Below are 22,692 nucleotides of genomic sequence, written 5' to 3' on the forward strand. Positions count from 1 at the left end.
AAGGAGCAGGAAACCTCCGGCGCGACGTATCTAATTATCTAAATATGGAGATTTATGAGACACGGTTTTCTGGCCAGCGCCATGCTCGCGCTTGGCGTCTTCAGCATTATCACCACCGAGATCGGGATCGTCGGCGTGCTTCCGGAGCTGGCCGACCGGGCAGACGTGTCCATTTCGCAGGCCGGCCTGCTCGTGAGTGTCTTCGCTCTGGTCGTCGCAGTGAGCGGGCCCTTCGGCGTGCTCGCGGCATCTCGCTTCAATCGCAAAACCGTCCTCCTGCTCACCATGGCGATTTTCGCTCTCGCGAACATCGTCTACGCGTTCTCCGAGAGCTTCCCGGTACTTGTCGTGTTCCGCATCGTTCCGGCGCTCCTGCATCCCATCTACTTCGCGGTGGCCCTCACCGCCGCGACCGCGCTGGCGCAACCGGGCAAGGAGGCGGGCGCGGCCGCTCGCGTGTTCACCGGAGTCACCGTCGGCTTTGCTTTCGGGGTTCCGGCCATGGCATTCCTGGCCAGCAGCGCCTCGGTGCCGGTCGCGTTCTGCATCGCCGCCCTGGTGAATGTGCTCGCTTTCATCGGAATCGCTCTCTGGGTGCCGACGATGCCGTCCGAGCAACACTTGAGCTACGGAAGGCAGGTGCAGATCCTGCGTCGCCCGCAGCTCTGGCTTCAGCTGACTGTCGTTACGCTCGTGTTCGCGGCCATGTTCTCCACCTACAGCTACTTCGCCGACTATCTGGGCGGTGTGAGCGGCATCTCCTCGCTCACCATCGGCGCACTGCTCATGCTCTTCGGTCTCGTCATGGTCGCGGGCAACTTCGCCTTCGCGCAACTGATCAAGCGCGGCCTGCTCGCGACTCTGCTGTGGTTCCTGGGCGGCTATCTGCTGCTGTATCTCGTGATGTATGCGGTGGCGCCGTCCGCTTGGGCCATGTCGCTTCTCGTGATTCCGTGGAGCCTTCTCCACTCTGGCGGGCTCTTGCTCGGCCAGTCGCTCATCGCCCGCGAGTCCACGGACGCGCCAACTTTCGGCAACAGCCTCTTCGTGTCCTCATCCAACATCGGCATCACTCTCGGCTCGGCGCTGGGCGCGCTTCAGATCGCCATCGCCGGAACTCGGTCGCTCGTCTTCGTCGGCGTGTGCGCAGTGCTGCTCGCACTGCTGACGGTCGGAGTCAGCCGCACGATCCGCAGGAGAGACACAGCACGGCAGCCCGCCGGACGCAGATAGACGGACGTCGCCGTGAGCCGGGACTCCGAACGAACGAACGCTCCGGCGTGGTCGTCTAGATCTGCGAGCCCGGGGGTCCCATCACGCAGCGCCGTGCGGCTGGTGGCGGTCGACTCCAGTGGAACGCCGTCGGGCATGAACACGGACACCGACGGGTATTCTCGACACGTATGGATCGTCGATACGCTCCCCCGCGCACCACTGGAGGCACGTTATGGAGTGGCTGCTCGCGGCGGTCGTCCTCATCCCGGCGATTGCCCTCGCGCTCCTGAGTATCGATGCGCCTCGACGTCCTCCCACCGGTGAACGACGGGGGCGGGTGCGCCACACGCTGTCGATTGTGGGATGGGCCGCTGTAGTGTTCCTCCTCCTCTCTGATGGTGTGACAGGGCTGCGAGAGTACAACGCGTTGGAACAGGGCTCTGTGACGATTGACCCCCGCGATACGAGACAAGCGAGCGCTACTGAGGGCGTCAGCGAAATGTTCTCGTTCGGCCTCAGCGTTGAGACTCCGACTGAAAGGCTGGCGCCCATCGGCGCAGCACCGGTCGGCCTCCGGGTACAACCGGTGTCGGGGAGGGATGACCTCTGGCTGGCGTGCGTGTACGTTTCCCTTCGGGACTATGCCCCCGACGGGCTCACCGCGCTTTCGCTCTATGCGCCCGCGAACGCTCGCGCACCGCGAGACGACCTCGACGTCATCTTCGAGTGCCCACAAACCAGCGATACACAACAGCTCTATCCCGCCGTCGAATCCGGCGTGATGTCAACCGGACTTACCCAGTTCCTCCTCGATCTGGAACCCAACTCGACTCTCAATGGAGTCGCTGTGGTGGACGCAGTTTACGCGGTCGTCTGGGAACCCAAGCTTGTATCGCAACAGTCTCTCGCGCGCGAGGTGATGCAGGTCAGCTACGACGGGGCCATGCCTCAAATGTTCGCGGAAGCCGGGCAACGATCGGTTGAGTCCTACTTCGTCGGAAGCACTGCGCTCGTTCCATCAAACGGCGGCAAGGACGTGACGAAGATCGGTGTGGACGTCGTTCTTGCAGCAGACGTCATGGGCGGCGAAGAGATCGTCGCAGCATACGGAGATGGCGTCGAGATGATCCCCATCGCCGCATCGGGCACAAGTTCCTTCAATCGTGAACGCGTAGATATAACGGCCGTCATCGAAAGGCCCGCGTTTCGGCATCGCGTGGGGGTCATGGCTCAAATCTCACTGGCTGTGATCGGTATGGGTCTTCTTGCTGCCCTGAGCGGACTGGCCAGAGCTGTGAGGCGAAAGAAGGAGGGGACATATCCGGCGATCGCCGCGGGCTTCATCGTCACTGGCACCATCGTCGTGGCGCTGTACGCGACGCCGCCGTTTCGAATCTCGCACCTGATCGGATCCTTTATCGGAATCAACTAGCTGTTGACGAGCTGTTGACTAAGACGGTTACAAACGTTCTCCGACGGCCAGGTCGACTCATCACGTGGCTCTGCCTCGCCCGGGAGCCGAGAATCCCATCACCGTAGAGCAGTGCGGCTCGTGGCCGTCGACCCGAGAGGGACGCCGTCGGGCACGAAGACCGACACCAACGGCGGATCCCACTCCGCGGCGACGGTGACGCGCGCCGTGACGCCATCGGGCGTTCCTGCCGTGATGATCGATGCCTCCCCGGGCAGTGCGGCCACCAGAGCATCGGCCTGTTCCGCGACACCGGCATCCGTCAGCTCGGCCCGCACGCTGCCGTCGCGCACGACCAGTGTGAAGCCGTCCGCTCCGGCGAGCGCAGCGGAATCGGCCAGGGCATCCAACCGCTTCTGGGCGATGTAGAGATCGGTGGCGCAGACGCAGGCGAAGATCACGGCCAGCGCGAGCAGCACGTAGCCGAGGGTGAGGAGCAGCACGCTCCCCTCATCCTGCCCCTCCGCAGGGCCACTCGTTGTTCGGATCTGCTCTGACATCCTGCGTCGCCCCGTCATTGCGCACCCCACAGCCGCGACACCTTCTGCACCGCTTCGGCCTGCACCGGGACGGCCGTCGACCGGTCGAGTCCGAGCACCTCCGGCACCAGGGGCAGCCGCACGCGCGTGGCGACGGTCACGACCACCGTCGCCCCGGCCGACGGACACTCGACGGACCGCGGCATGCAGGCGAGAGTCAGGTCCACCGCATCCTCATCGAGGCCGTACTCGCCGACGATCCCCGCAAGCACGGCATCGCTCCGCTCCGCCGCCGTCTCTGCGTCCGGCGCCCGTGCGATCACGCGGGCGATATGACGTGCTGCCGCTTCCGCTCCGAAGGTCTGCTCCTGGATCGCACCGAGAGCGATCACGAGATAGATCAGCGGGACCAGGAGGATCACCCCGACCGTGATGAACTCGAGAGCGGCCGATCCCTCGTCATCTCTCCCCGAAAGTCTCAGCGGGTGCATGAGCCTCCACCTCCATCGCAAGGGGAAGACCGATCAGTCCGAGCAGCGGAAACGTCGTGCGGACGCGAATATCGACCGTCTCGTACGGTGGAGCGCCGGAGACCCCGACTCTGATGTCCTCGGCATAGGTCGCGCCGACGGCACGCGAGATCACGTCGCGGGTGAGTTCGACGCCTTCTTCCGGAGTCGTATCGGCGAGGGCCGCGTGATACGCGCCTTCGACGGCAGCGTCGTGCACCACGTTGCGTACGTACACCGCGAACGCGAGCTGCAGCACAGCGAGGGTGAGCGCCGTGAGGAGGGTACCCACCAGCACGAACTCCACCGGGCTGGAGCCGCGGTCATCCGCCAAACGACGTCGGCCGTTCATCTCAGAGTCCCGAGACCCGCTGGATCGCCTGCTCGAACAGTGAAGTCAGCGCGGGACCAGCGACGGCCCAGATGAGCACCACCAATCCCGCAGTCATCAATGTGACTGGTGCCTGATCCTCACGCGGCCAGGGCCAGGGAACCAGAAACGGCCCCTAGTAGCGGATTCAATACGGCCCAAATCAAAATGCAGCATCCACCTCCCTGGTAATAGATCGACCATCCACGCGTCTTTATGCCGGCGGGAGCAATCACTAGGGCGCATCCCCCGTCATCAACGTGAGCGTGGTCCGATCTCATCCCGTCGAGCGAGTGGAAGCGGGGTCTGCGGGCGCCGGCGAAGGATCATCCTCCGCGACGCTGCACTTTCCGAGAATTCGTCGAGCCGCATCCAACGTCGCCAAGGCTTCGCCAAATGTGAGCGCACTCAGATGAATGTCTTCGATGTTGGCCATCTTGCCTGACTCGTCCCGGGCGACGCGAAGCGCGTGCGCTGATCCCAAGGGTTCGACCTCCGCGACGAGACCCGCGATGAAGTATGCGTCTCGGAGAATCCATGGTTCCGCCTCATTCAGATGAGCGGCAAGCACCGTCTCACATGCGGCATACGCGGCGCGAAACAGCTCTCGAACGTCGACCAGCTCGGCCTGTCCTCGCCAGAGTGCCCCACACTGCTCCCACTGCACTCGGTACTTCGCGTTCGACGACTCTGCGGCGCAGCGTTCCACCGTGGCGAGCACGTCAATGGTGGGCCGCGACCGCGGCGCACCGGTTTCGGGGTCCTCGTCTTTACTGACAGCAAGGACCGCAGATGCAGGTGGCCGATGCTGATCCAGGTTGCGCAACATATGAACGAGTCGATACGACGGATGGCTCGCGTACAGGGTGCGGAAATTCTCGGGTGCACTACTCGGGGTTGGCAAGGCGAGATCACGAACATGCTGCTCGACCGCCGCCCGAAAGCCACTGAAAGACGTAAGTGCCGAGCTCATCCGCCCGTTTAGACGCGACCGAAAGGCTCCATGGTTGAACGTGCTCGGCGCAACCGTGAGCATCTCATCGAGCGTCTCTGTGAGCTGGTTCAGGGAGTCAACGAGCGGGCCAAGGATCGCGTGTCCGCTGAACCCTCGCAATCGCCTCATCGACGCCCGGATGCGCACACATTCCTCGTCGCTCAGACCTCGCGCCCGCGTGATCGTATGTCCGCCGTCGATCTTCACCCAGGACCCAAGAGCCCAGCCATCGTCATCGATCATTTCGGCCCCATATTCTCGCTGGTCGCAGTTCGGTCGGCAGCCCGCTCAGACAACCAGCTTCCACCTCTTCTTAGTCACCACATAGTCGGCTCGGACGAGTTCGTTCTCGACAGACAGTCCAGCTCGAACCTCCTTGCCGAGCGGTCGGCGGCTGCCGTGGTTCGCGCCCGCGCATCCGCACACGCAATCCGCTACTGTCGACGCGCTCGCGTTCCAGCACGCGTCGACACAGGTGGTCCGGGCGTGCCCGTATTGGACGATGCGTACTCGCCTGTATTCGGCTACGAGCGCATCGATCACGAACTGAGTATGTTCACGAGCAACCTCGAACTCCTTGGTCTCGCGGTTGTAGACAGGACGCGTGCGTGCGCCGCACACGTCCTTCAGCCAGCGGTAGTTTGCGCCGGGATCTCCGCGATACGGCAGCCACATCGAGGCCCGCTCCCCCGGTCGCAATGTCACCCTTGGCATCATGGCTGAAAGCATGCCACACGCGTGCCTGTCCCTGGTGCTGTCGCTCCCTCGTCACGAACGTTACTAGTGCTTGTTCCCAGCGCCGCTCCCTCGATGCGTTCCGCGCTCACGCGACCCCAGATAGGGTTTACGCAGCGCAAGGAGCGACATGTTTACGGAGCGAATCCAGGGCCTCACCGGGCACATCAATACACAGGGTGCATTTGACCCGTCGACGAGAGCTCTTCTCTACGAGCAGCTGGAGATTTTCCAAGAGGTCGATCGCATGCTCGAACCCATCGGCTATCCCACGGACTATCACGACAACAGCTTCACGACCATCGGAGAAGCGCTCCTCGATCAACTTCGGGACTCGATACGCTCCGGAGACGACGAAGCCATGCTTGGTTGGATCCGAACGGCCTGCAGCACGCTGTCTTCGCACGTGACCGTCATGCATGAACTGGGAGCAGTGGCGGATGCGGAAAGCCGCGGCATCGTGTCTCGAACAGCGCTCGTCGCGCAGCAGGCAACAACCTTGATGGACCAAGCGGCTTTGCGAGCCTCGGCGATGCTTCTTAATGAAGAGCTGCAGGACTCTGTTTCGAAAGCCAAAGACGCGGCAGGCATCGTGGGGAATGCATCGCTGTCGCGTCATTTCGCTGCCTACGCTGACGACGAAGTCGGCTCGGCCAACCGCTTCCGCGTAGCCGCACTCGTCGGATTCTCAATCGCGCTCGCTTTCGCGCTCCTCTTCGGCAATGGCAAAGAGGGTTGGCTCTTGACCTTCCAGAGCGACTGGACGGCTCTCGCGTTCAAAGCAGCCGGCGCCGTCGGCATCGGCGGAATCTCCGCATACCTGGCGCGTCAGGCCGGCCAACACCGTCGGATGGCGAACTGGGCGCAGAGCATGGCAGTTCAGCTGCAGTCTTTTCCGGCGTTCATCGAGCCGCTGGGCTATGAGGAACAGGCTGAGATGTATCGCATGCTTGCACGACGAGTACTCACCGCTCCGCCCGAACGGCCGGGTGGCGCGCCCGAAGATAACGTGGGAGCTGCGCAACTCTTTGACCTCGTTGCTTCTCTTGCAAAGCGCTCGGGCGGCCAAACGCCTTCCGCCCCCTAGACCACTGCACCAGGGCGCAGCTACCGTCATCAATGTGACTTGTGCCTGATCCTCACGCGGCGCCTCTTCCTCGGCGGACAGGCCTAGGTATAGTCGGCAGCATGAGCACCGTGATCGAGCACAAGAGCGCCGACGGCAAGGCCGTCATCACAGACACTCACCTGATTTTCGAGTACAACCTGCTCGGTCGAGTCGGACGAATGACGAAGCGCTCTGAGATCCCACTCGAGAAGATCACTGGTTACGACATCATCCCCGGCTCGGTCACGTACCTGCGGGTCGCCGCATCTGGCTGGTCAGCAACCCCCGACCCCGCAAAGTCTGCGCTGGCCTTCGCACTGCACCCGAGAAACGCGCACGACGAGTTCGTGTCCGCGCTCCGGGAGGCGACTGGCACGGAACGGCAGAACATCGCTCCGCCGTCTGCGCCCAAGGTCGTCCAGCCCGTGCGCCTGCCGGCCGCCGAATTTGGTGCGTACAAACTGCGCGACGGCGTCTTGAAAGGTGGGGGCAAGTCGGTCAGCTTGCAGGGCGCAGAGGCCGAGGCGACGCAGGGCGCGCCTTCGCAGCGCTCAACGCTCACTCGCATGGGAGCGGGGGCACTCATCGCCGGCCCCGTCGGTTTTGTCGTCGGAGCCGTCGCGCGGAAGGACACGTCGAAGTGCTATGTCACCGTCGAGCTTCCCCAGGGCGTCGTCGTAATCGAGGGCCGCTCGAAGGACTATCCCCACGCAGTCAAGTTCGCTGATGCGATCAACCGATCGGCGGTCTGACTGAGCGAGGTGCGCGTCCGCGCCAGACACAGACGGTCGCCCCTTTTCGAGCGTGCATCCCCTGGCGCTCGTACGCCCGTGGCAGCAGCCACGGGCGTACGAGCGTTCATTCGGATGAACAGGGCGTTCTGATTGAGGAGCTAACCGGTTCCACCAGCCTTATTGATGCACCGCCAGCTCCCCGTGTACGTGCCAACCTTCCGAAGGGACACAGTGCTGTCGCCGTCAGTCACGGTGTAGACCGGACCTGTTGCGACGTCGGTGCCGAGTTGAGCGCGGGACTGCCAAATAAACGCGCCGCCCGCAAAGCCTCGACACTCAGTGACGTTCGAATACGAGATATACGGTGAGGCGGTGGGGGTAATCACTTTGCCCTTGGCGTACGTTCCGGCGTCAGCCCCAGCTAGCGCGGCGTTGCCGCTACCAAGCGTGAGCACTGTTCCGATCAGCAGTACGCCACCGATTGCACCCAAACGGCGACGAAGGCGGGACTCGGAAGGCATCGATCATTCTCCTTCCGCGAAGTAGCCGTATCCCGCACCCCAGAGACAGTCATTCGGCCCTGCCAGGGTCGCGTCGAACGGGAAGTTGTCAGCCCCCCAGTCCTTCTCGAAGTCCTTCGTCGTGTAGCTGTCGCTGACGTAGCCTGCTTCAAAGAGACACTCAACCGCCACTTGACGCGAGTCCTTGATGAGCTTGGGGTTGGATTCCTGAAGGCGGTAGATCATATCGATCGCCGCCGTGTTGGTGGAACAACCGGCGAGTGCAGCATCCAGCGCCTCTGTATCTGCGACGTTCCGGAACGGGAGCTGGACATAGAAACCGCTCGCGCTCTTCCGGAAGTCGGGGGCAAAGCCCGCATTCGTCATGCACTCCACGTACCGAAGGTGGTTCGCTTCGTAGTCCGGGTCACTGACCTCACCCGATTCAACCGTGCGTTCCAGCGCTGCCTGCTCCAGCATCGCCGCCCCCTCGGCACCTCCTTGGTATGACCGGGCCTGGGAAGCTGGACCGCGGTCAAGCGTCATCTGAGCGAGATCCGCGATCGATCCTGCGATCGCGTTGCTCTCAACCGATGTGGCACCCGCCTTCAGCGGAGTGCCCGCGTCAGCGTTGGCGAACGCGATCGACGCCGATCCCGCGATCCCGGCCGCGAATACCACGGCCGCGGCCACCGTGCCAATCCTTCTCTTGCTTCGCATCATTTCTCCTTTACGAGTCCTATTAGAGAGCAAGGCAATACCAATTTCCGGTGTAGGAGCCAATCCTCCTCAACGTGACGGTACTGTCGGGGCCGGGCCAAGTCTGCCTCGGACCCACAGCCTCCGAGGTGCCGAGCTTCGCTTTGCCTTGATAGGTGAAGCTCGACGTACTCTGGTCACTGTGACATTTGGTGACGTATGAATACGAGATATATGGTGACGCCTTAGGGAACACCGTATATCCCGACCCTGTAGTCCCGGCTTGCGCGCCGGCGTATGCCGCAGACGTCGACGACACGGCAATCGCAATACCGAAAAGAACCGCACCGAGAGCGAAGCGGCGTTTTCGATTACTCCGCTCCCGAATCCCGTTCTCATTGGGTGGTTTCATTTTCTTAGCTACCCTCCTGTGACTCATCTTCATTGAAAAGCACACTTGGCGAACTCCCCCCGGATAATCGCCAAAAGCCACGCACTACACGATCGAAGGCAACACTCCGTACGTGACAACGACATATGCAAGCAGCCCGAGAAGACCCGAAGCGGCTATCGCCACCGACGCCACACCCCCGAAACCTCCGGCGTGAGCACGATTGCGAATAGCGATAATACCCAGGATCAAGGCCGCAGCATTGAGGGCCAGTGCAATGGCTAGAACAATTGCCGGGGCAACGAAGACGTTCTCATAGTCGCCCGTCCGAACACTCGAACGCAGGATCCACGGGGTCGCGATTATGGCTGTCCACACGGCCACCCAACCAAGGATCGCGACAACAAAGGCTACTCTAGCTTTACGGTTAACAGCCGATGCCTTCCCGGCATCCGTGGCGTTCAACATCGAATTCGCCTCTTTCGTCTCACATTCATCCGCGAGCCACTTCCGGCTCATGCAGACCTTTCTAGGGACTGTAGTAAAAGTCTCTAAGGGTGTCTGTCCTCCTTTTGGGGGACACTCATCCGGCGTGCATGCTGCTCCAAACAGCGGTGCCACGACCCTGTCGACTGCGTTGTCGACGTCGCGACGTAGAATCGACCCTCTCGGCCGGAGGAAGGAACACACCGGCCATGGGCAACCCAGGAGCGACGCTCTCCGCCTACCGCGACATGCAATCGCAGGCGCGATCGATCCTCGAGGCCGCGAAGCACGGCCCGCTGCAGTCGCTCACTGATCGCGAGATGGACGTACGGGAGCAGCCGATGACGATCCACCCGCGACCGAAGCGCGTTCGCGCGTGGGTGAGGTTCGGGCCCGAGGCCGTGCGTGTCGACGCGAAGCTCGTCCGCTCCACGCCCTTCGCCGCCGGCATCGAGTTCCGGGCCGAGGGCCAGACGTTCCGGTGCTGGGTGTGGGGCAACGCCGTGCAGCTCGACGACGAAGAGTCATGAGCCCCCGGATCAGGAGGCGTCAGCAGCGACGTCGTCAAGGAATCCTGTGATGGCGTCGCACGCTCCGGCGGCGTCCCGCGATCGTATGGCTGGGCGGATGACTGCGGTCAGCGTCTCGGCGGCATCCCAATCGAACGCGCGATCCGAGAACAGCCAGTAGCGGTGAACGTGGGCACAGGTCTGACGGACGATGCTGGCGCGCTCCGGGCTCGCGTCACCTTTCGAACAGCTCACCGCTAGCTCTTCCAGAACGTCCCCGAAAGACGCCACGTCCCGGCTGGCTATCGTCGCCGCCATCTGGGTTGTGAGGTCGCTCAGGGCCGCAACCTCCTCCTCGCCTGCCCTCGGTAGGAACCGGCGAACGGCGCCCGTCCACACATCCGTGAGTACGTCGACCGCCTTGCGCGTGCTCTCCCTGTCCACCGACGCCACTCGCGAATACGAGTTGCGATACACCTCTACGAGCCCTTCACGGGCGAGCAGATCCAACGCGACCTGGACGGGCGCCCTTGAGGTGCCGAAAGCCTTGGCAGTCTCGTAGACGCCGAGCATCGCCCCTGGCTCCAAGTCGCCGGCAATGATCGCCGACCGCAGCCGCGCATACGCGCTCTCCCCGAGCCGCGTCCGGTCCACCGGGCCACCCGACAGTGCCATATCTTCTTTCTCCGTTTCACGAGTGCGTCAGCGCCGTGGCGCTCGATGATCCGGCGGAGAACGATTTGGTCGGCCTTCCGCTCCGCATCCACGCGGGCTGCGGAGCGGAAGGCCTCAGAGCGGTGAACGGGACCTCCCCCGAACCGCGCTACCGCGTAACCGCACTGACGTCGCACGATACGGCAGCGGCGTCTTGGTTGTCTACAACCGCGCCCCGCACCGGAGCGCAATCGACCAGGGGCGTACCCTTCACAGTGGTTCGCGGGAGGTGTACGTTGGCCGTGCGTTGACCCCGGCTCCTCCCCCAAAGCGCCGGGGTCCTCGCGTGCCGGGTGAGGCTCCGGTGACACCTGCGACCGCCGAGTCACCTCCGGCCTAGGCTGGTCTGATGCTTATCGGACTCATCCGCCCCGTCGAGACCCACGCAGTCACCCTGAAGGGGGAAAACCTCGCAGACGTCCGTGCACAGCTCGTCGCGCAGGCACCCGAAGGGTGGGACCTCGTCTCCGCGATCCCGACCATGACGAACGGAACCCCGGTGCGCTCCGTCGAGGGCAAGTTCGAACGCCGTGACGGTGAACGTGAGATCGAAGCCGAAGACATGGCCGCGCTCGAGGCTCAGGTGCCCGAGGGATGGCAGATGCTCTCCGTTCGGAAGGCTTAACGACAGAAGGCCCCCACCTGGCCGGAGCTAGGTGGGGGCCTTCTCGGAATCAGAGCCCGAGGCGATCGTTGTGTTCGGAGATCGCGGTGCGGAGTTTTGTCGTGTCGTCGGTACCGGTATCTGCGCCGTCGAGCATCGCGCGCCACTGGCGTCGGGTGAGCCCTGTGGACTTGCCGTCGGGACCACGGTAGGCGACCGCGCCTGCTGGAGCGGAGCCGGCCCCGAAGTTGCGTAACCACTCGTCGACTGCCGGGATGGCCATCACACGTGCCACTGCGGCGCTGATGCCCGCGAGCACGGCGATAGCGCCGGTGAGCCACGCCACGAACGGGCCCGGAAGCACATCCTGGATCGCGGTGAGGATTTGCGGAGCGACGACGACGGTCGTCGCGAGGATGGCCGCAGCGGCGATGACGACCTGCAGGGCCGTGCGGATCGCGCGCTGCAGCGGGAACCAGATCTTGTTCATTGCGTCTCCCTCTTGTGGTTGATGGCGTCGGTCAGGCGACCGATGTCCCTGCGAAGCCCGCGCACGTCGGCGCGCACCTCTCCGGTTTCCAGGCGCCCCGCTTGGACGTCCTCGCGGAGTTGGACGGTGTCGTCGGATGCCTTGCGCGCGGCGCGTACCGCATGCCTTGCGATCTCGCGCACCTCGGCGATCTCTCTGCGGGTGTCGTCGACGTCGTCGCGCAGGTTCGTACCGTGTGAGTTCTTCACCTGATGACGCACCTCGCCGGTGCGTTGCAGGAGCAGCGCGAGCAGTGTTCCCGCGGCGCCGAGCAGAGCGACGAGCACCTTCGCGGTCGGCTCGTCGAGCAGCGCCTCCCCGGCGTCGTCCCGAAGCCCGGAAGACCACAGCAGTCCTGCCCCTGTCGCCACAACGCCGACGCTCAGGATCACCCACGCGGGGAGCGATCGGTGCCGATGGCGTGCCGCGTGGTCGGGGATTCCCTCGGACACCGCGGTTCAGACGGTTGCCTTGGAACCCGACAGGAGGTTCTCGTAGACCTTGTCCGAGACGGTCACGAACTCCGCCGCTCCCCTGCCCTCGAGCGACCGGTAGACGGCGTTCTCGGCGGGAGTGATCTCGCGGGTTCGCCCCGACGGTAGAAGCCGCCCCTTGGCGAGCTGCGAGTTCGCTCGCTGGATGATGATGATCATGTCTTCTTCCTCTTCTTCCTTCTTCTGGGGGGCCGGTGCGACGGACGATCCGCCACCGGATGCAGGTGTGGGGATGGCGATCTGCTGGTCGAAGATCGCTTCCGACCAGCCGAGGTAGGGTCGGCCGATCTGCGCCTGGCGCTGAGCGATCGTGCAGACGCCGACGACGCCGTATCGCGGGTAGTCGGTCGCGACGACCTTGCCGCCGCCGAGGCTGATGACGACGTCTCCGGCGGCGGATCCGGCCTTCGCGCCGAACCACACCGGGACGCCGACGGGCGGGTTCCGGTCGCCCGGGTGTCGACGCTCGGTCTTGTTCCACGCTTCGAGCGCCGTTCCTGCGTGGCGGCCGGTCGATGCGCCCTGCGCCTTGTACGCCTGCCAGACGTAGTGAAGGCAGGCGCCGTCGTGCGCGAGAGCGCCCTGCGCGCGCAGCCAGGCGGCCGCAGCAACGCCGTTGATCTTGCCCATGGGTCCGTTCCTCCTCAAAGAGAAACCCCCGGGAGGTCCGGGGGTTCGGTGATGCTGTCAGCGCCGTCGTCGAGATCGGCCGGCGACTGCGGTGGTCGGTGGTCGAGCAGCGCCTGGGCGTGTCCCGGGAAGTGCAGCGCAAGATGGAACGCGATCTCGTCCGAGGAGTCGGCGGGGAGCCCGGCCGTCGTCATGACGGCGGCGAGCAGCGTGCGCAGTTCTTCGTCCATCAGGCCCACCTCACTGGTCGCAGAGTGATCATCGAGTAGTTGCAGACGTTGGAGCCCGCGCTTGGGACCGCGTTTCGTCTAGCCCAGAATGTGAACACGGTCTCGACACCTCCGGGGAGCAGCACGCGCTTCGTCGGATTCTCGATCGCGGTGTGCACGGGTGAGAACGAGAACCGGGTCCACTGCGATGCGACTGGTCCCCCGTCGGGCGGGGTGTCCGGTCCCAACGTGAGGCCGCCGGTGACGTTGACGCCGATCATCGTGTAGGAGATCGTCGCCCCGGTTCCTCCGGCTACCTCGGCGCTGACTTCGACGTCGACCCAGAGGTCGGCGGGTGGGGTGTAGGTCAGCGAGAGCCCGACGTTCTGCCATGAAGACGCGGCCGCCGTCACGGTGAAGCTGCTCGGTCCAATCGCGTACCTGGCGTCGGGCAGCGAACGCACGTCCCGCAGCCCGGCGGCTTGGATGATCGTGACCCGTCGATGCTGCTCAACGCACAACACGCGATCGCCCACGCTCAGCGAGGGCACCGTGGTCTGGGGGCTCAGCGCCAGCGGTTCGAGATCTCCGTCGAGCGTCACGCGAAGCGGGCTGGCCTGCACGACGGTGGCCCAGCGGATCACCGGCATGAGGTCGATGCGTCCCCAGAGTTTCGCGATCTGGTCGAGGACGGGGCGGAGGAGATCGACCATCAGGTGACCTCCCTCCACTCCGCGCGCACATCGGTGTCGAACTCGAAAGAGCACGACATGCGCTGCACCGTGGCCAGCCGCCGGCGTCCGTCCTCGGGGATGAAGGCGACGAGATCGTTCGGGTTCAGCGGCAGCATCGCGTGCGTGACCGTGAGGCGGGATACCGGGCTCATCGCGTCGGCGAGCTTGCGGGCCGCGTACTGGTCGATGATCGTCTGCGTCGTCGCCTCGACACCTTCCTCGGTCGCCGTGATCCATCGGCCGCCGCGCGCCTGATAGGAGTACAGCGAGTTCGGATCTTCGTTGGTGGCGACCCCGGCGAGGGGCGCCGCCGTCTCATCCCCTTGGCCAACGGCGACGAAGCGATTCGGAACGGATGAGAGATCCTGCTCCCGGGCCCAGTCGGGGAAGTGCACGCTGGTCTCGCCGTGCTCGAACTCGAAGCTGACCGGCCGCGATGCGGGGTCGATGTACGGCTCGACCCGGAACAGCCCGGACCCGTCGCACCAGAGACTCCAGTACCCGGCGGCCTGCAGGAGGTCGTTGATAATCGTGAGCTTCGAGGTGCCCGCCTCCCAGGTGAGGCCCGAGGTGAGCGCCGCCTCGGATGCGGTGACCGCGATGCGCGTCTCCCCCGTGGACTCAATGAGCGCGACGACTGCCGGGATCACCGTGGTGCCCGCCGGCAGCGTGAACCGCTGCTCGACGGTGTCCTCGTTGATGACGTTCATCTTGGTGAGCAGGCCCACCGAGTACGACACCCCGACCTCGCTGTGGTACTCGGTCGGAGAGCTCAGCAGGTACGTCCCGACAGCCCACGGTCGGACTCCGTCGGAGAACGTCGCCTGCACGCGGTGCGAGAGCCAGTCGATATCGCGGCGGTGGTCGAGTGTGAGAGACCCTGACCCGCCGAGGGCGCTCTGTGCGACGATCTCGGCCGACCCCCCGGTGACCCCGTCAAGGGCACCGAGGGGCCGGTCCTCGCTGTCGAACAGCTCGAACGCCCATCCATTCATCGCGTCGCCTCCGTGAGGGTGAAGCTGTACCCCCAGACGCCTTCCCACCCGTCGGGGTGGGGAGTGGACGACTGGCGGGGCAGCTGGATATCGCCGATCGCGCCGTAGATGCGGCGACCATCGGGATCGCGGAATAGGAACAGGTCCGTCTCGAGCTGCGCGATGCGCGTCAGGCGTTCGACGTCAGCCGTGTCGTCGTCGCGGTCGGAGGTCCGCCCGGAGACGGCCACAGATCGCGAGAGCGCAGCCCCCGTCAGAGCGACGGGCAGCGACCGTCCGGCGTACTGCTTGAGCGCGCGCTGGCGACCCGCCGTGATGTTCACGGCGGGGTCTAGCGGGAGCCGTGCAGTCGCACCGAAACCGTCGCCTCCGGAGAGCCACAGCGCCCCGGAGCGCGCCTCGACGACGACCTCTGTCGCCGCGGTGGCCCCCTCGGAAGAGAGAGCCGTGGCGCGGTAGACGGTTTCGCCGAAGCTCAGCGATTCCCAGTCGATGAGCAACGCCGTACCTGCTACGTCGGCCACCGACTCCCACGTCTCGCCACCGTCGACGGACCGTTCGACCTTGATGTTCACCGTCTGCGGGAGCGCCGCGGTCGACGAACTCGACGCGTGCGGCGCACCGTTCCACACGGTGCGCCGCTCCACGCCACCGACCTCGACCTGCCCCGTGTCACCGCTGAACGCCGGACCGGCGTAACTGACGCCCGGGACGACCGTTGCGAGGTCGTACCAGACGTCCGCCGTGCCAGCGAGGCCACCGTGCGGGAGGATGACGTTTGACCCGGAGAGCGCCGTGGCCGAGTACACCCGAAGCTCGGTCTCGCCTGCCGCATTCGGAGCGGCGGGCGAGAACGTCTGTGGCGACGGGTTCCAGTAGACGCGACCGATCGCCGTGGTCCAGACAGGCCCCGTGATGGGAGCGGTCTGGCGGCGGGTGATGACGAGCGTTCCTCGTGCACCGGCATTCGCGGGGAGGGTGATGTTGGCCCACTCCACCGCGCTCGTCGGACTCTTCGCGATCAGACGAAGCGAGTACTGCCCTTCCTTCGCCCACTGAGACGACCGCACAGCAGCGACCCCCACAGACGACGATACGCCGGCCACGCCGACGCCCCTGAGAACAGACGGCGACGCTTCCGCCGTCCCGATCCACGCGGACGTGAGATCGGGGTCGTATCCGGACTTCGCCCCGCTGATGACGAGCGCCCCCTGGGGGATCTGCTGCCCTGCGGGTGCGACCTGCATGTTCGCGATGCGGAAGTTTGACTGCGTGGGGTCGACAACGTTCACCGACCGCCAGCCGATCACTCCCGGCGCCTGCGCGGCCGTGACCGTGACCGTCTCCCGGACCTCCGTCCAGACATCGAACGGGAACGTCCGCGCCAGACCGATTCCAGCGGAACCCCGCAGGGCGAGCTGCATCTGCGTCGTCGGACCGTTCCGGCGATTGACCAGCATCGACACGACATAGTCGCCGGCAGGGAGACCACTCGCGATCACGGCACCGCCGCCCGGAGCAGCGCCAGCCGGGATCGTGAGATACGTCGCATTGCTCGGATGACCCGCGACCGGCAGGGCCGAGACGCCGTCGAGGTTGACCCCGCCAGTGTTCGACTCGAGCGCTGGGTTCGACGACGGATACGAGGCGTAGCCGGGAAGCACTGCCGTCCCGAATGGTGTCAGCGCATAGTTGCGCTTCACCTCGACGTTGCCGCTTGCCGCCTCGAAGGACGGGTTCGAGACCACGTTCGTCAGATCGATGACCGGGCTGTCGGGGTCACCGAAGGCAACCGACAGCGAGACGCCCCCCTCACTCTCATCCCACTCCCCGCTGATCGACGGCAGGGCGGGCGGATCGAAGACGACCGCGAAGGACTGCGCGGCCCAGTCGGACCACACGTCCCCGGTCGCCGCCCGGACACGGACGGTCCAGTCCCCCTCGATGAGGCGGGTCGTGAGCGTGAACGTCGTGGCCGCACCAGATCCGGAACGCTCCTCGACGATGTCGCCGGCGCCGTTGAGCAGTTCGATCTGCCATGCCGACTGCGGACGCCCCTGCACCTGCAACCATGACCACTCGACGGGGAGGGTCGATGTGTCCCACTCGGTCTCCGGCTGGGTCACCGCGACACCAGGACGATCGATCACCGAGAGCGTCGCCGTCGAGGACCAGGGCGACCAGTCCGGGTGTGACCCCTTCGTGCGCGCTTCCCACTCCCAGCCGCCGACGGCGAGCGCGATGTCTCGGAACGCGGCGGTGGTGCCGGGCATAGTCGTCCACGGTGCGCTGCCTGCGGTCCGGTAGCGAACCTCATACGCGGTCTGCGTCGAGGAATCCACCGGGTTGTGAGTCCACGAGAACCGCACCGATGCGTCGCCGGGCCGGACGGCCCCGTTCGGTGCGAGACCGGTTGGGGCGTTCGGCGGCGTGAGCAGCTGGACGGTGTTCGAAGGCGCCGAGTACGCGCTCGCGAGCGTACTCACCTTCGCGCGCACTGTGTACGTGTGAGGCGTCGCCGGGTTCGGCGACAGGTGCGTCCACGGCAGGGTGACGCTCGTGGCGACGACGGTGTCGCCGTCGCGCACGTCGTAGGAGGTCGCGTACGGGGGTACGCCCGACGCACGGACGACGATGTCGTTCCCGGTGCGCTCGGCAGCGACACCCGTCGGCGCGGCCGGAGTCGTGTAGACGGTCGCCAGGCCCGACCATCCGGACTGCCCCGCCGCGGTCTTCCCCGCGACGCGGTACTCGTACTTCCGGTTCGCCGAGGTGGTCGTGTCGGTGAAGGTGGCGACGTTGCCCGCAGGATTGCCGATCTGCTGCCAGGCCCCACCGTCCGTGCGCCGCTGCACGACGACACTCGAGTAGGTCGCGTTCCTCGACCAGTTCAGCGCGTGCTGCGTGTCCGAGACTCGCGTCACCGCCAGCCCCGACGGGGCGGTGGGGAGCGGGCGATTGATCCCCACCTGCATGGATGCCGCGCCGCCGAGCCCCTGCGTGCCGGTGGCCTGCTGAGACAGGCTCGTCGTCCCGCTCGCGGTGTACGTGCGCGAGCCGAGCAGCTTGCTGCCGAACCCGGACGGGAGGGTGGTGGTGTAGTTCGTCCCGTTGATCGCGTACCGGTACGTGCCGACGGACGTCGCAGGGTCGGTGCAGATCACGTAGTACCGGACGACAGACCCGTCGTCCGAGATCCGCAGTGTTCCCGCGGTGCCTACGCTCTTGTCGACCATCTGCAACTCCTCAACGATGGCGGCCCCGCCACGAGGGCGGGGCCGCGGAAACGGGTCAGCGAGCGAACTCGGAGTGGACTGCCATTGCCGAGGGCACAGACTCCCGCAGTACCCGGCGCACGGTCCCAGTCAGCGGGGTGCCCTCGACCACGATCGTGACCTGGTCACCGTCCTGCAGGCCGGTCCCGATGCCGCTCTTCAGAACGCCCCATTGGTCGTTCGTCAGCACGGGCTCTGGCTTCCCGGAGCGGTTGACGGCCATGCCGCCGTGCGGCAGCCAGCCGCCGGAGTCGTACAGCTTCGGGACGACGCCGCCGGATGCCATCGCGAGGTGCACGTGGTTGTAGTGCTGGCGCTTCACGGCTTCCGACCATCCGGCGAACGGCTTGCCGTTTTGCAGCTGTCGACTGCCCGCGGGGGTGTAGATCAGCTCGGAGGCGTTCGGGAACAGCTTCGCGAGCGCGTTGAACGTCGCCATGCTGGCCGGCACGATGTCGATCGCACGCCCGAGGGCGTGGTACGACTGGCCGCCGTTGACGGTCTTCGCGCCGGGCCGGAAGTTCGACGTCATCACCGCGCCGGGGAGCGATCCCCGCACGATGTTCCACATCGCTTCCCAGACCATGCCCTTCGAGCCGACGCCCTTCGGCGCCGCCTTCTTGAACAGGTCGACGAAGCCCATCAGAGTCTTCTCGGCCATGCCCCCGACGGTCTTGCCGAAGATGTTCTGATCGCCCATCAACGGCCGGATGATCCCGTCGATGACGTGCGACTTGATCGCCTGCGCGGGGTTCGACATGAACTCCCACGCGACCGACGCGGCCTTCGTGATGTTGTCCCACACGTCGCCGAAGAAGTTGCCTTCTCCGTCGCCGAACGGCAGCTTGCCGTTACGAGCTGCGGCGTTCAGGGCGTCGACACCGGCCGACCCGCCCACAAGGCGAGTGAACTCCGGGCGCATGATCGCTTCACCGCCGGAGAGCGCGAGCCCTCCCGCGGTGGGTGACCAGAACTGGTGCACGTCGCGGCCAGGCGTGTAGCCGGGCATGACGCCACCGGACGCGAACTTCACCAGTCCGGCCTTCGGCAGCTTCATGTCCTTCAACCCGAGGGTGCCGACCATGTCGTTCCAGAACGACCGGAGCCCCTTGTTCCAGACGGTATCGAGCACGAAGTTGATCGGGACCGCGGCGGCCTTCTTGATGCCGTCCCAGGCTGTGCCGATCGCCCTCGCGACGTTGTCGAACGCCTTCCCGATCAGGTCGATGCCGACCTTGAACGGGGCGAACACGTAAGCGTTGATCCAGTTCCAGGCGGCCTTCATCGCCCCGGAGATCCCATCCCAGACCGGCTTCACGATGTTCTTGTACAGCCACTCGAAGACCGCGCCAAGCGCCTGAATCGAGCCCGTGATCCAGCCGATGTAGACGCTGATGATGTTCTGCCAGATCCAGGTGAACACCGCAGCGATCCCGTCGAACACCGGCTTGATGACGTTGAGCCAGAGCCAGTTGAAGACGGCGCCGATCGCCTCGAAGGCGGGCTTGATCGCGTTCGCCCACAGCCAGGCCGCAGCCGCGCCGATGGCAGCGAACGCGGGCTGCAGGGCGTTCGTCCACAGCCAGGCCGCGATCGCGCCGACGAGGCGGAACGCGTTCACGATGAGATCGAAGTGCAGTTTGAAAGCTGCCGCGACGAACCCGACGACCACGCCGATACCGTCAAAGACCGGCTTCAGGATCGTCTCGTAGAGCCAGACCGCGACGTCGCCGATCGCCTTGAAGATTGGCTGGATGACGTTCTCCCAGGCCGCCGTGAAGAAGCCCGAGATGTTCGCCCATGCCTCGCCGAGGAACCGCGTGAACTCCTGCCAGATCGCCTTGCCGAGCTCGGTCTGAGTGAAGAACCACACAAGACCCGCCACGAGCGCAGCGATAGCCGTGGCGACGAGGACGATCGGGTTCGCGCTCATCGCAGCCCGGAACAGGTTTGCCGCCCCGGTCGCGATGTTCTGAGCGGTCGTGTAAACGGCCAGCCCAGCGGCGAACAACTTCGCCGAGGTGCCCGCCAGGAGCATCGCACCGTTGGCCCCGTATGTCACTGCTACCGCGATGAGCTGCGCCGCCCGGTAGGCGTTGAGAGCAACGACGACACCCGCGATCACCCCGGCCGCGATCGCAAGCCCAGAAAGCCAGTCGGCGTTCGCGGCCACGAAATCGACCACAGCGGTGACCGCACCGATGAGCACAGGTGCGAGGAACGACACAGCGCCCGCGAGTCCCTGGATCAGGCCGACCACGATGGGCAGGGCGGCGACCAGGGCCGTGGACAGCAGCGGCACCAGGGCGTTCATGAGCGACACGAGTGCGGGGAGCACCGGCACGAGCGCGGCTCCGATCGCGCTGCCGATGTCGGAGAACGCCTGCATGACGACGGGCAGGATGGGCTCGAGCGACCGGAAGAGGATCGCGACCGGGGAGAGCGTGGTCCACAGCTCGCCGATCCAGCTCACGTCGACGTCGCCCTGCAAGACGCGCACGAACCACTCGGCGGCCGGTGCGAGCACCTGGCCGATCTTGTCGCCCACCTGCCCGGCGATGACTTCGAGCGGTGCAAAGGCGGCGGTGATGGCCTGCAGTGCGGGGGCGATCTGGGGGAACACTCCTCCCAGGAGTCCGGCGCCGATGCGGCCGAGTGAGGCGATGAAGTTCGCCCACGATCCGCCGACGGTGTTGCCCATCTCTGATGCGACGGTGCCCGCGGCGGCGGTTGCCGCGGCGGCGAACTGGTCGAAGTTGATCTTGCCTTCGGAGGCGAGCTTGAAGACCTCGCCGGCGGTGACGCCCATCTGCTTGCCGAGGGCGGCGTAGATCGGGATGCCCTTGTCGGCGAGCTGGCTCAGCACGTCGTTCTGGATGCCGTTGGCCTGCGACATGGCCTTGGAGAAGATGGAGCCCATGTCGCCGAGGTCGGTGCCCGCTGCGGCGGCGGTGTTCGCCACCGTCTTGAGCACGGCCTCGAGGTCGCGGCCCGGCTTGATGCCCGCTGCAACGGCCTGAGCGGCGACGGTGGCGGCGTCGCCGAGTCCGAACGCGGTGCCCCGCACCGAGGTGAGAGCGTTCTTCATGATCTGCTCGACGGAGCCAGCATCGTTGCCGAGACCGGTGAGCTTCGCGCGGGCAGTGTCGATAGCGTTGAGGCGTGAAAAGCCCTTCCACAGGGCGGTGCCGATTCCGGTGGCGAGAGTCGCGCCGAGAGTCGCGCCCCCGACCTTGAGCACCTTGGAGGCGCTGGCGACGAGCCGATCGCCGATGGACCGCCCAGCGTTGTCCGCCGCGCCGGATGCGCTGCCGAGAGCCTTCTCGACCTCGCGCTTCACCCCGGGGGCCTTGACGGAGAGGGCGACGTAGGCGTTCGCGATCTCGACGGCAGTTGCCACGGTAGCCCCCCTCGGATATGACGCGACGAGGCACAGCCGGTCGGCGGATGCCGGGGCTGTGCCTCGTCGGTGCGGTCAGGCGCCGCGGCGAGCGGCGCGCGCTTGGTGGGCGCGCAGCTTCGCGTCCATCTCGGCGGCCTCGGCGCGCGCCTCGTGCGCGGGCTTCGGTAGCTCCAGCGGCTTCGGGGGCGTGCCCTTGCCGCCCGCCTCCTGAAAGGACACCCGGCGGATCGTGAACTCGACTTCTCGGAGCAGCTGTCCTTCGACCGAGAGCGCGCCCTCGCCGCCTAGCTCGCGGCCGAGCGCACACCCGGATGGGAGGTGCTCGACGTAGTCGCTCAGCTCGGCGATGGACCGGGCGGGGTCAGTGCGCCCCTTCCCGTTCGGGAGGAGACGCAGGTTGTACTCGGATTGAAACGATGCCCGCAGAGCGCCCTCGTGGTGAGCGAGGGCGTTCGCGAGCTTCAGGAGGAAGGGTTGAGTGCCTCGAAGACCGCGAAGACGAACTCCGACGCGCGGCCAGCGGGCACGCGGCCCGTGTTCTTGTCGCGCAGCGCATCGAGGATGCTGCGGTAGTCGTCCCCGACCAGGCGGCGCAACAGCGACGGCATGCGGGAGACGTCGTTGCTGTCCTGCACGCCGCGAATGTCGTCGAGGATCTCGAAGTCGTCGAGAGCCTCGTCGGGCACACGGACGTCGATGCCATCGACGGTGACCTGCTTGCCAGGGACCGTGCGGGTGCGCTCCGGCTCCTCGGGCGTCGGGTCGGCGAGCTCGATGTCGACGACGATCGGCTTCTGCTTCTTCGGCTGGTGGTCCTGCGGCTTCTTCGGTGTTGCCATGATGGTTGACCCCTTTTCTGACCCCGGGGTGAATGGTGAGGTGGGCGGCACTGGGGTCAAGAGCGC

24 protein-coding genes are annotated in these 22,692 nt (G+C 65.6%); 6 read left to right on the forward strand and 18 right to left on the reverse strand.

Going from position 1 to position 22,692, the window contains the following annotated elements; all coding sequences use genetic code 11:
* The first annotated feature begins 81 nt into the window (after positions 1-81).
* Together HCX50_RS15945 and HCX50_RS15950 are read left to right on the forward strand one after the other, a co-directional pair.
* Entirely contained in the window at positions 82-1,233 is a 1,152-nt protein-coding gene (locus HCX50_RS15945) for an MFS transporter (protein ID WP_237682547.1), read from the forward strand.
* A gap of 214 nt (positions 1,234-1,447) precedes the next feature.
* Positions 1,448-2,647, forward strand: coding sequence for a hypothetical protein (locus tag HCX50_RS15950; protein ID WP_091030339.1), 1,200 nt, complete (start codon positions 1,448-1,450; stop codon positions 2,645-2,647).
* A 98-nt stretch (positions 2,648-2,745) separates the two neighbouring features.
* Here HCX50_RS15950 and HCX50_RS15955 read toward each other — a convergent pair whose 3' ends face one another.
* From HCX50_RS15955 to HCX50_RS15975, 5 genes are all read right to left on the reverse strand, one after another.
* A complete protein-coding gene (locus HCX50_RS15955; RefSeq protein WP_337749920.1) occupies positions 2,746-3,129 on the reverse strand; it encodes a hypothetical protein in 384 nt (127 codons plus the stop codon).
* A 71-nt stretch (positions 3,130-3,200) separates the two neighbouring features.
* Positions 3,201-3,656, reverse strand: a complete 456-nt coding sequence (locus HCX50_RS15960; RefSeq protein ID WP_091030332.1) for a TadE family protein — start codon at positions 3,654-3,656, stop codon at positions 3,201-3,203.
* Positions 3,625-4,026 carry a TadE/TadG family type IV pilus assembly protein gene (locus HCX50_RS15965; protein WP_091030328.1) on the reverse strand — a complete coding sequence of 134 codons (402 nt, stop codon included), beginning with the start codon at positions 4,024-4,026 and terminating at the stop codon, positions 3,625-3,627. Before HCX50_RS15965 ends, HCX50_RS15960 begins: the two co-directional genes overlap by 32 nt.
* Before the next feature lie 295 nt (positions 4,027-4,321).
* Positions 4,322-5,281 (reverse strand): hypothetical protein, encoded by a 960-nt coding sequence (locus HCX50_RS15970; RefSeq protein WP_167635017.1) that lies wholly within the window; start codon positions 5,279-5,281, stop codon positions 4,322-4,324.
* Between the two features lie 45 nt (positions 5,282-5,326).
* On the reverse strand, positions 5,327-5,767 hold the full coding sequence (locus HCX50_RS15975) for a hypothetical protein (protein ID WP_167635018.1): 441 nt from the start codon (positions 5,765-5,767) through the stop codon (positions 5,327-5,329).
* Positions 5,768-5,903: 136 nt separating this feature from the next.
* Between HCX50_RS15975 and HCX50_RS15980 the strand changes: the two genes are divergently transcribed.
* Both HCX50_RS15980 and HCX50_RS15985 read left to right on the forward strand, forming a co-directional pair.
* Entirely contained in the window at positions 5,904-6,860 is a 957-nt protein-coding gene (locus HCX50_RS15980; protein ID WP_167635019.1) for a hypothetical protein, read from the forward strand.
* Between the two features lie 101 nt (positions 6,861-6,961).
* Positions 6,962-7,633, forward strand: coding sequence for a hypothetical protein (locus HCX50_RS15985; RefSeq protein WP_167635020.1), 672 nt, complete (start codon positions 6,962-6,964; stop codon positions 7,631-7,633).
* A gap of 506 nt (positions 7,634-8,139) precedes the next feature.
* On the opposite strand, the gene HCX50_RS15990 is transcribed toward HCX50_RS15985, so the two are convergent.
* A complete protein-coding gene (locus tag HCX50_RS15990; protein WP_167635021.1) occupies positions 8,140-8,838 on the reverse strand; it encodes a hypothetical protein in 699 nt (232 codons plus the stop codon).
* 472 nt (positions 8,839-9,310) lie between these two features.
* Positions 9,311-9,724 (reverse strand): hypothetical protein, encoded by a 414-nt coding sequence (locus HCX50_RS15995; protein WP_167635022.1) that lies wholly within the window; start codon positions 9,722-9,724, stop codon positions 9,311-9,313.
* A gap of 176 nt (positions 9,725-9,900) precedes the next feature.
* Here HCX50_RS15995 and HCX50_RS16000 point away from each other — a divergent pair, with 176 nt between their 5' ends.
* Complete coding sequence (locus HCX50_RS16000) at positions 9,901-10,221, forward strand: hypothetical protein (protein WP_237682548.1); 321 nt, start codon at positions 9,901-9,903, stop codon at positions 10,219-10,221.
* 9 nt (positions 10,222-10,230) lie between these two features.
* On the opposite strand, the gene HCX50_RS16005 is transcribed toward HCX50_RS16000, so the two are convergent.
* Complete coding sequence (locus HCX50_RS16005; protein WP_167635023.1) at positions 10,231-10,875, reverse strand: GntR family transcriptional regulator; 645 nt, start codon at positions 10,873-10,875, stop codon at positions 10,231-10,233.
* Between the two features lie 388 nt (positions 10,876-11,263).
* Here HCX50_RS16005 and HCX50_RS16010 point away from each other — a divergent pair, with 388 nt between their 5' ends.
* Positions 11,264-11,539, forward strand: a complete 276-nt coding sequence (locus tag HCX50_RS16010; protein ID WP_167635024.1) for a hypothetical protein — start codon at positions 11,264-11,266, stop codon at positions 11,537-11,539.
* A gap of 49 nt (positions 11,540-11,588) precedes the next feature.
* On the opposite strand, the gene HCX50_RS16015 is transcribed toward HCX50_RS16010, so the two are convergent.
* The 10 genes from HCX50_RS16015 to HCX50_RS16060 all read right to left on the reverse strand — a co-directional run bounded on the left by HCX50_RS16015 (position 11,589) and on the right by HCX50_RS16060 (position 22,626).
* The gene (locus HCX50_RS16015; RefSeq protein ID WP_167635025.1) at positions 11,589-12,008 is read right to left on the reverse strand and encodes a hypothetical protein; all 420 of its coding nucleotides are present in this window, start codon (positions 12,006-12,008) and stop codon (positions 11,589-11,591) included.
* The gene (locus HCX50_RS16020) at positions 12,005-12,418 is read right to left on the reverse strand and encodes a DUF2746 domain-containing protein (protein WP_167635026.1); all 414 of its coding nucleotides are present in this window, start codon (positions 12,416-12,418) and stop codon (positions 12,005-12,007) included. The genes HCX50_RS16015 and HCX50_RS16020 overlap by 4 nt, the downstream gene beginning before the upstream one ends.
* A gap of 87 nt (positions 12,419-12,505) precedes the next feature.
* On the reverse strand, positions 12,506-13,171 hold the full coding sequence (locus tag HCX50_RS19750; protein ID WP_205829310.1) for a hypothetical protein: 666 nt from the start codon (positions 13,169-13,171) through the stop codon (positions 12,506-12,508).
* 14 nt (positions 13,172-13,185) lie between these two features.
* Positions 13,186-13,401 (reverse strand): hypothetical protein, encoded by a 216-nt coding sequence (locus tag HCX50_RS16030; protein WP_167635027.1) that lies wholly within the window; start codon positions 13,399-13,401, stop codon positions 13,186-13,188.
* Positions 13,401-14,093, reverse strand: coding sequence for a hypothetical protein (locus HCX50_RS16035; protein ID WP_167635028.1), 693 nt, complete (start codon positions 14,091-14,093; stop codon positions 13,401-13,403). Before HCX50_RS16035 ends, HCX50_RS16030 begins: the two co-directional genes overlap by 1 nt.
* The gene (locus tag HCX50_RS16040; protein ID WP_167635029.1) at positions 14,093-15,109 is read right to left on the reverse strand and encodes a hypothetical protein; all 1,017 of its coding nucleotides are present in this window, start codon (positions 15,107-15,109) and stop codon (positions 14,093-14,095) included. The genes HCX50_RS16035 and HCX50_RS16040 overlap by 1 nt, the downstream gene beginning before the upstream one ends.
* Positions 15,106-18,345, reverse strand: coding sequence for a fibronectin type III domain-containing protein (locus HCX50_RS16045; protein ID WP_167635030.1), 3,240 nt, complete (start codon positions 18,343-18,345; stop codon positions 15,106-15,108). The genes HCX50_RS16040 and HCX50_RS16045 overlap by 4 nt, the downstream gene beginning before the upstream one ends.
* A 55-nt stretch (positions 18,346-18,400) precedes the next feature.
* Positions 18,401-21,784 carry a tape measure protein gene (locus HCX50_RS16050; RefSeq protein ID WP_167635031.1) on the reverse strand — a complete coding sequence of 1,128 codons (3,384 nt, stop codon included), beginning with the start codon at positions 21,782-21,784 and terminating at the stop codon, positions 18,401-18,403.
* A gap of 75 nt (positions 21,785-21,859) precedes the next feature.
* The gene (locus HCX50_RS16055; protein ID WP_167635032.1) at positions 21,860-22,006 is read right to left on the reverse strand and encodes a hypothetical protein; all 147 of its coding nucleotides are present in this window, start codon (positions 22,004-22,006) and stop codon (positions 21,860-21,862) included.
* A 242-nt stretch (positions 22,007-22,248) separates the two neighbouring features.
* Positions 22,249-22,626 carry a hypothetical protein gene (locus tag HCX50_RS16060; RefSeq protein ID WP_167635033.1) on the reverse strand — a complete coding sequence of 126 codons (378 nt, stop codon included), beginning with the start codon at positions 22,624-22,626 and terminating at the stop codon, positions 22,249-22,251.
* Positions 22,627-22,692: the final 66 nt, after the last annotated feature.

Source organism: Microbacterium sp. B19(2022) (genome assembly GCF_012030385.1).
Taxonomy (GTDB): Bacteria; Actinomycetota; Actinomycetes; order Actinomycetales; family Microbacteriaceae; genus Microbacterium; species Microbacterium oxydans_B.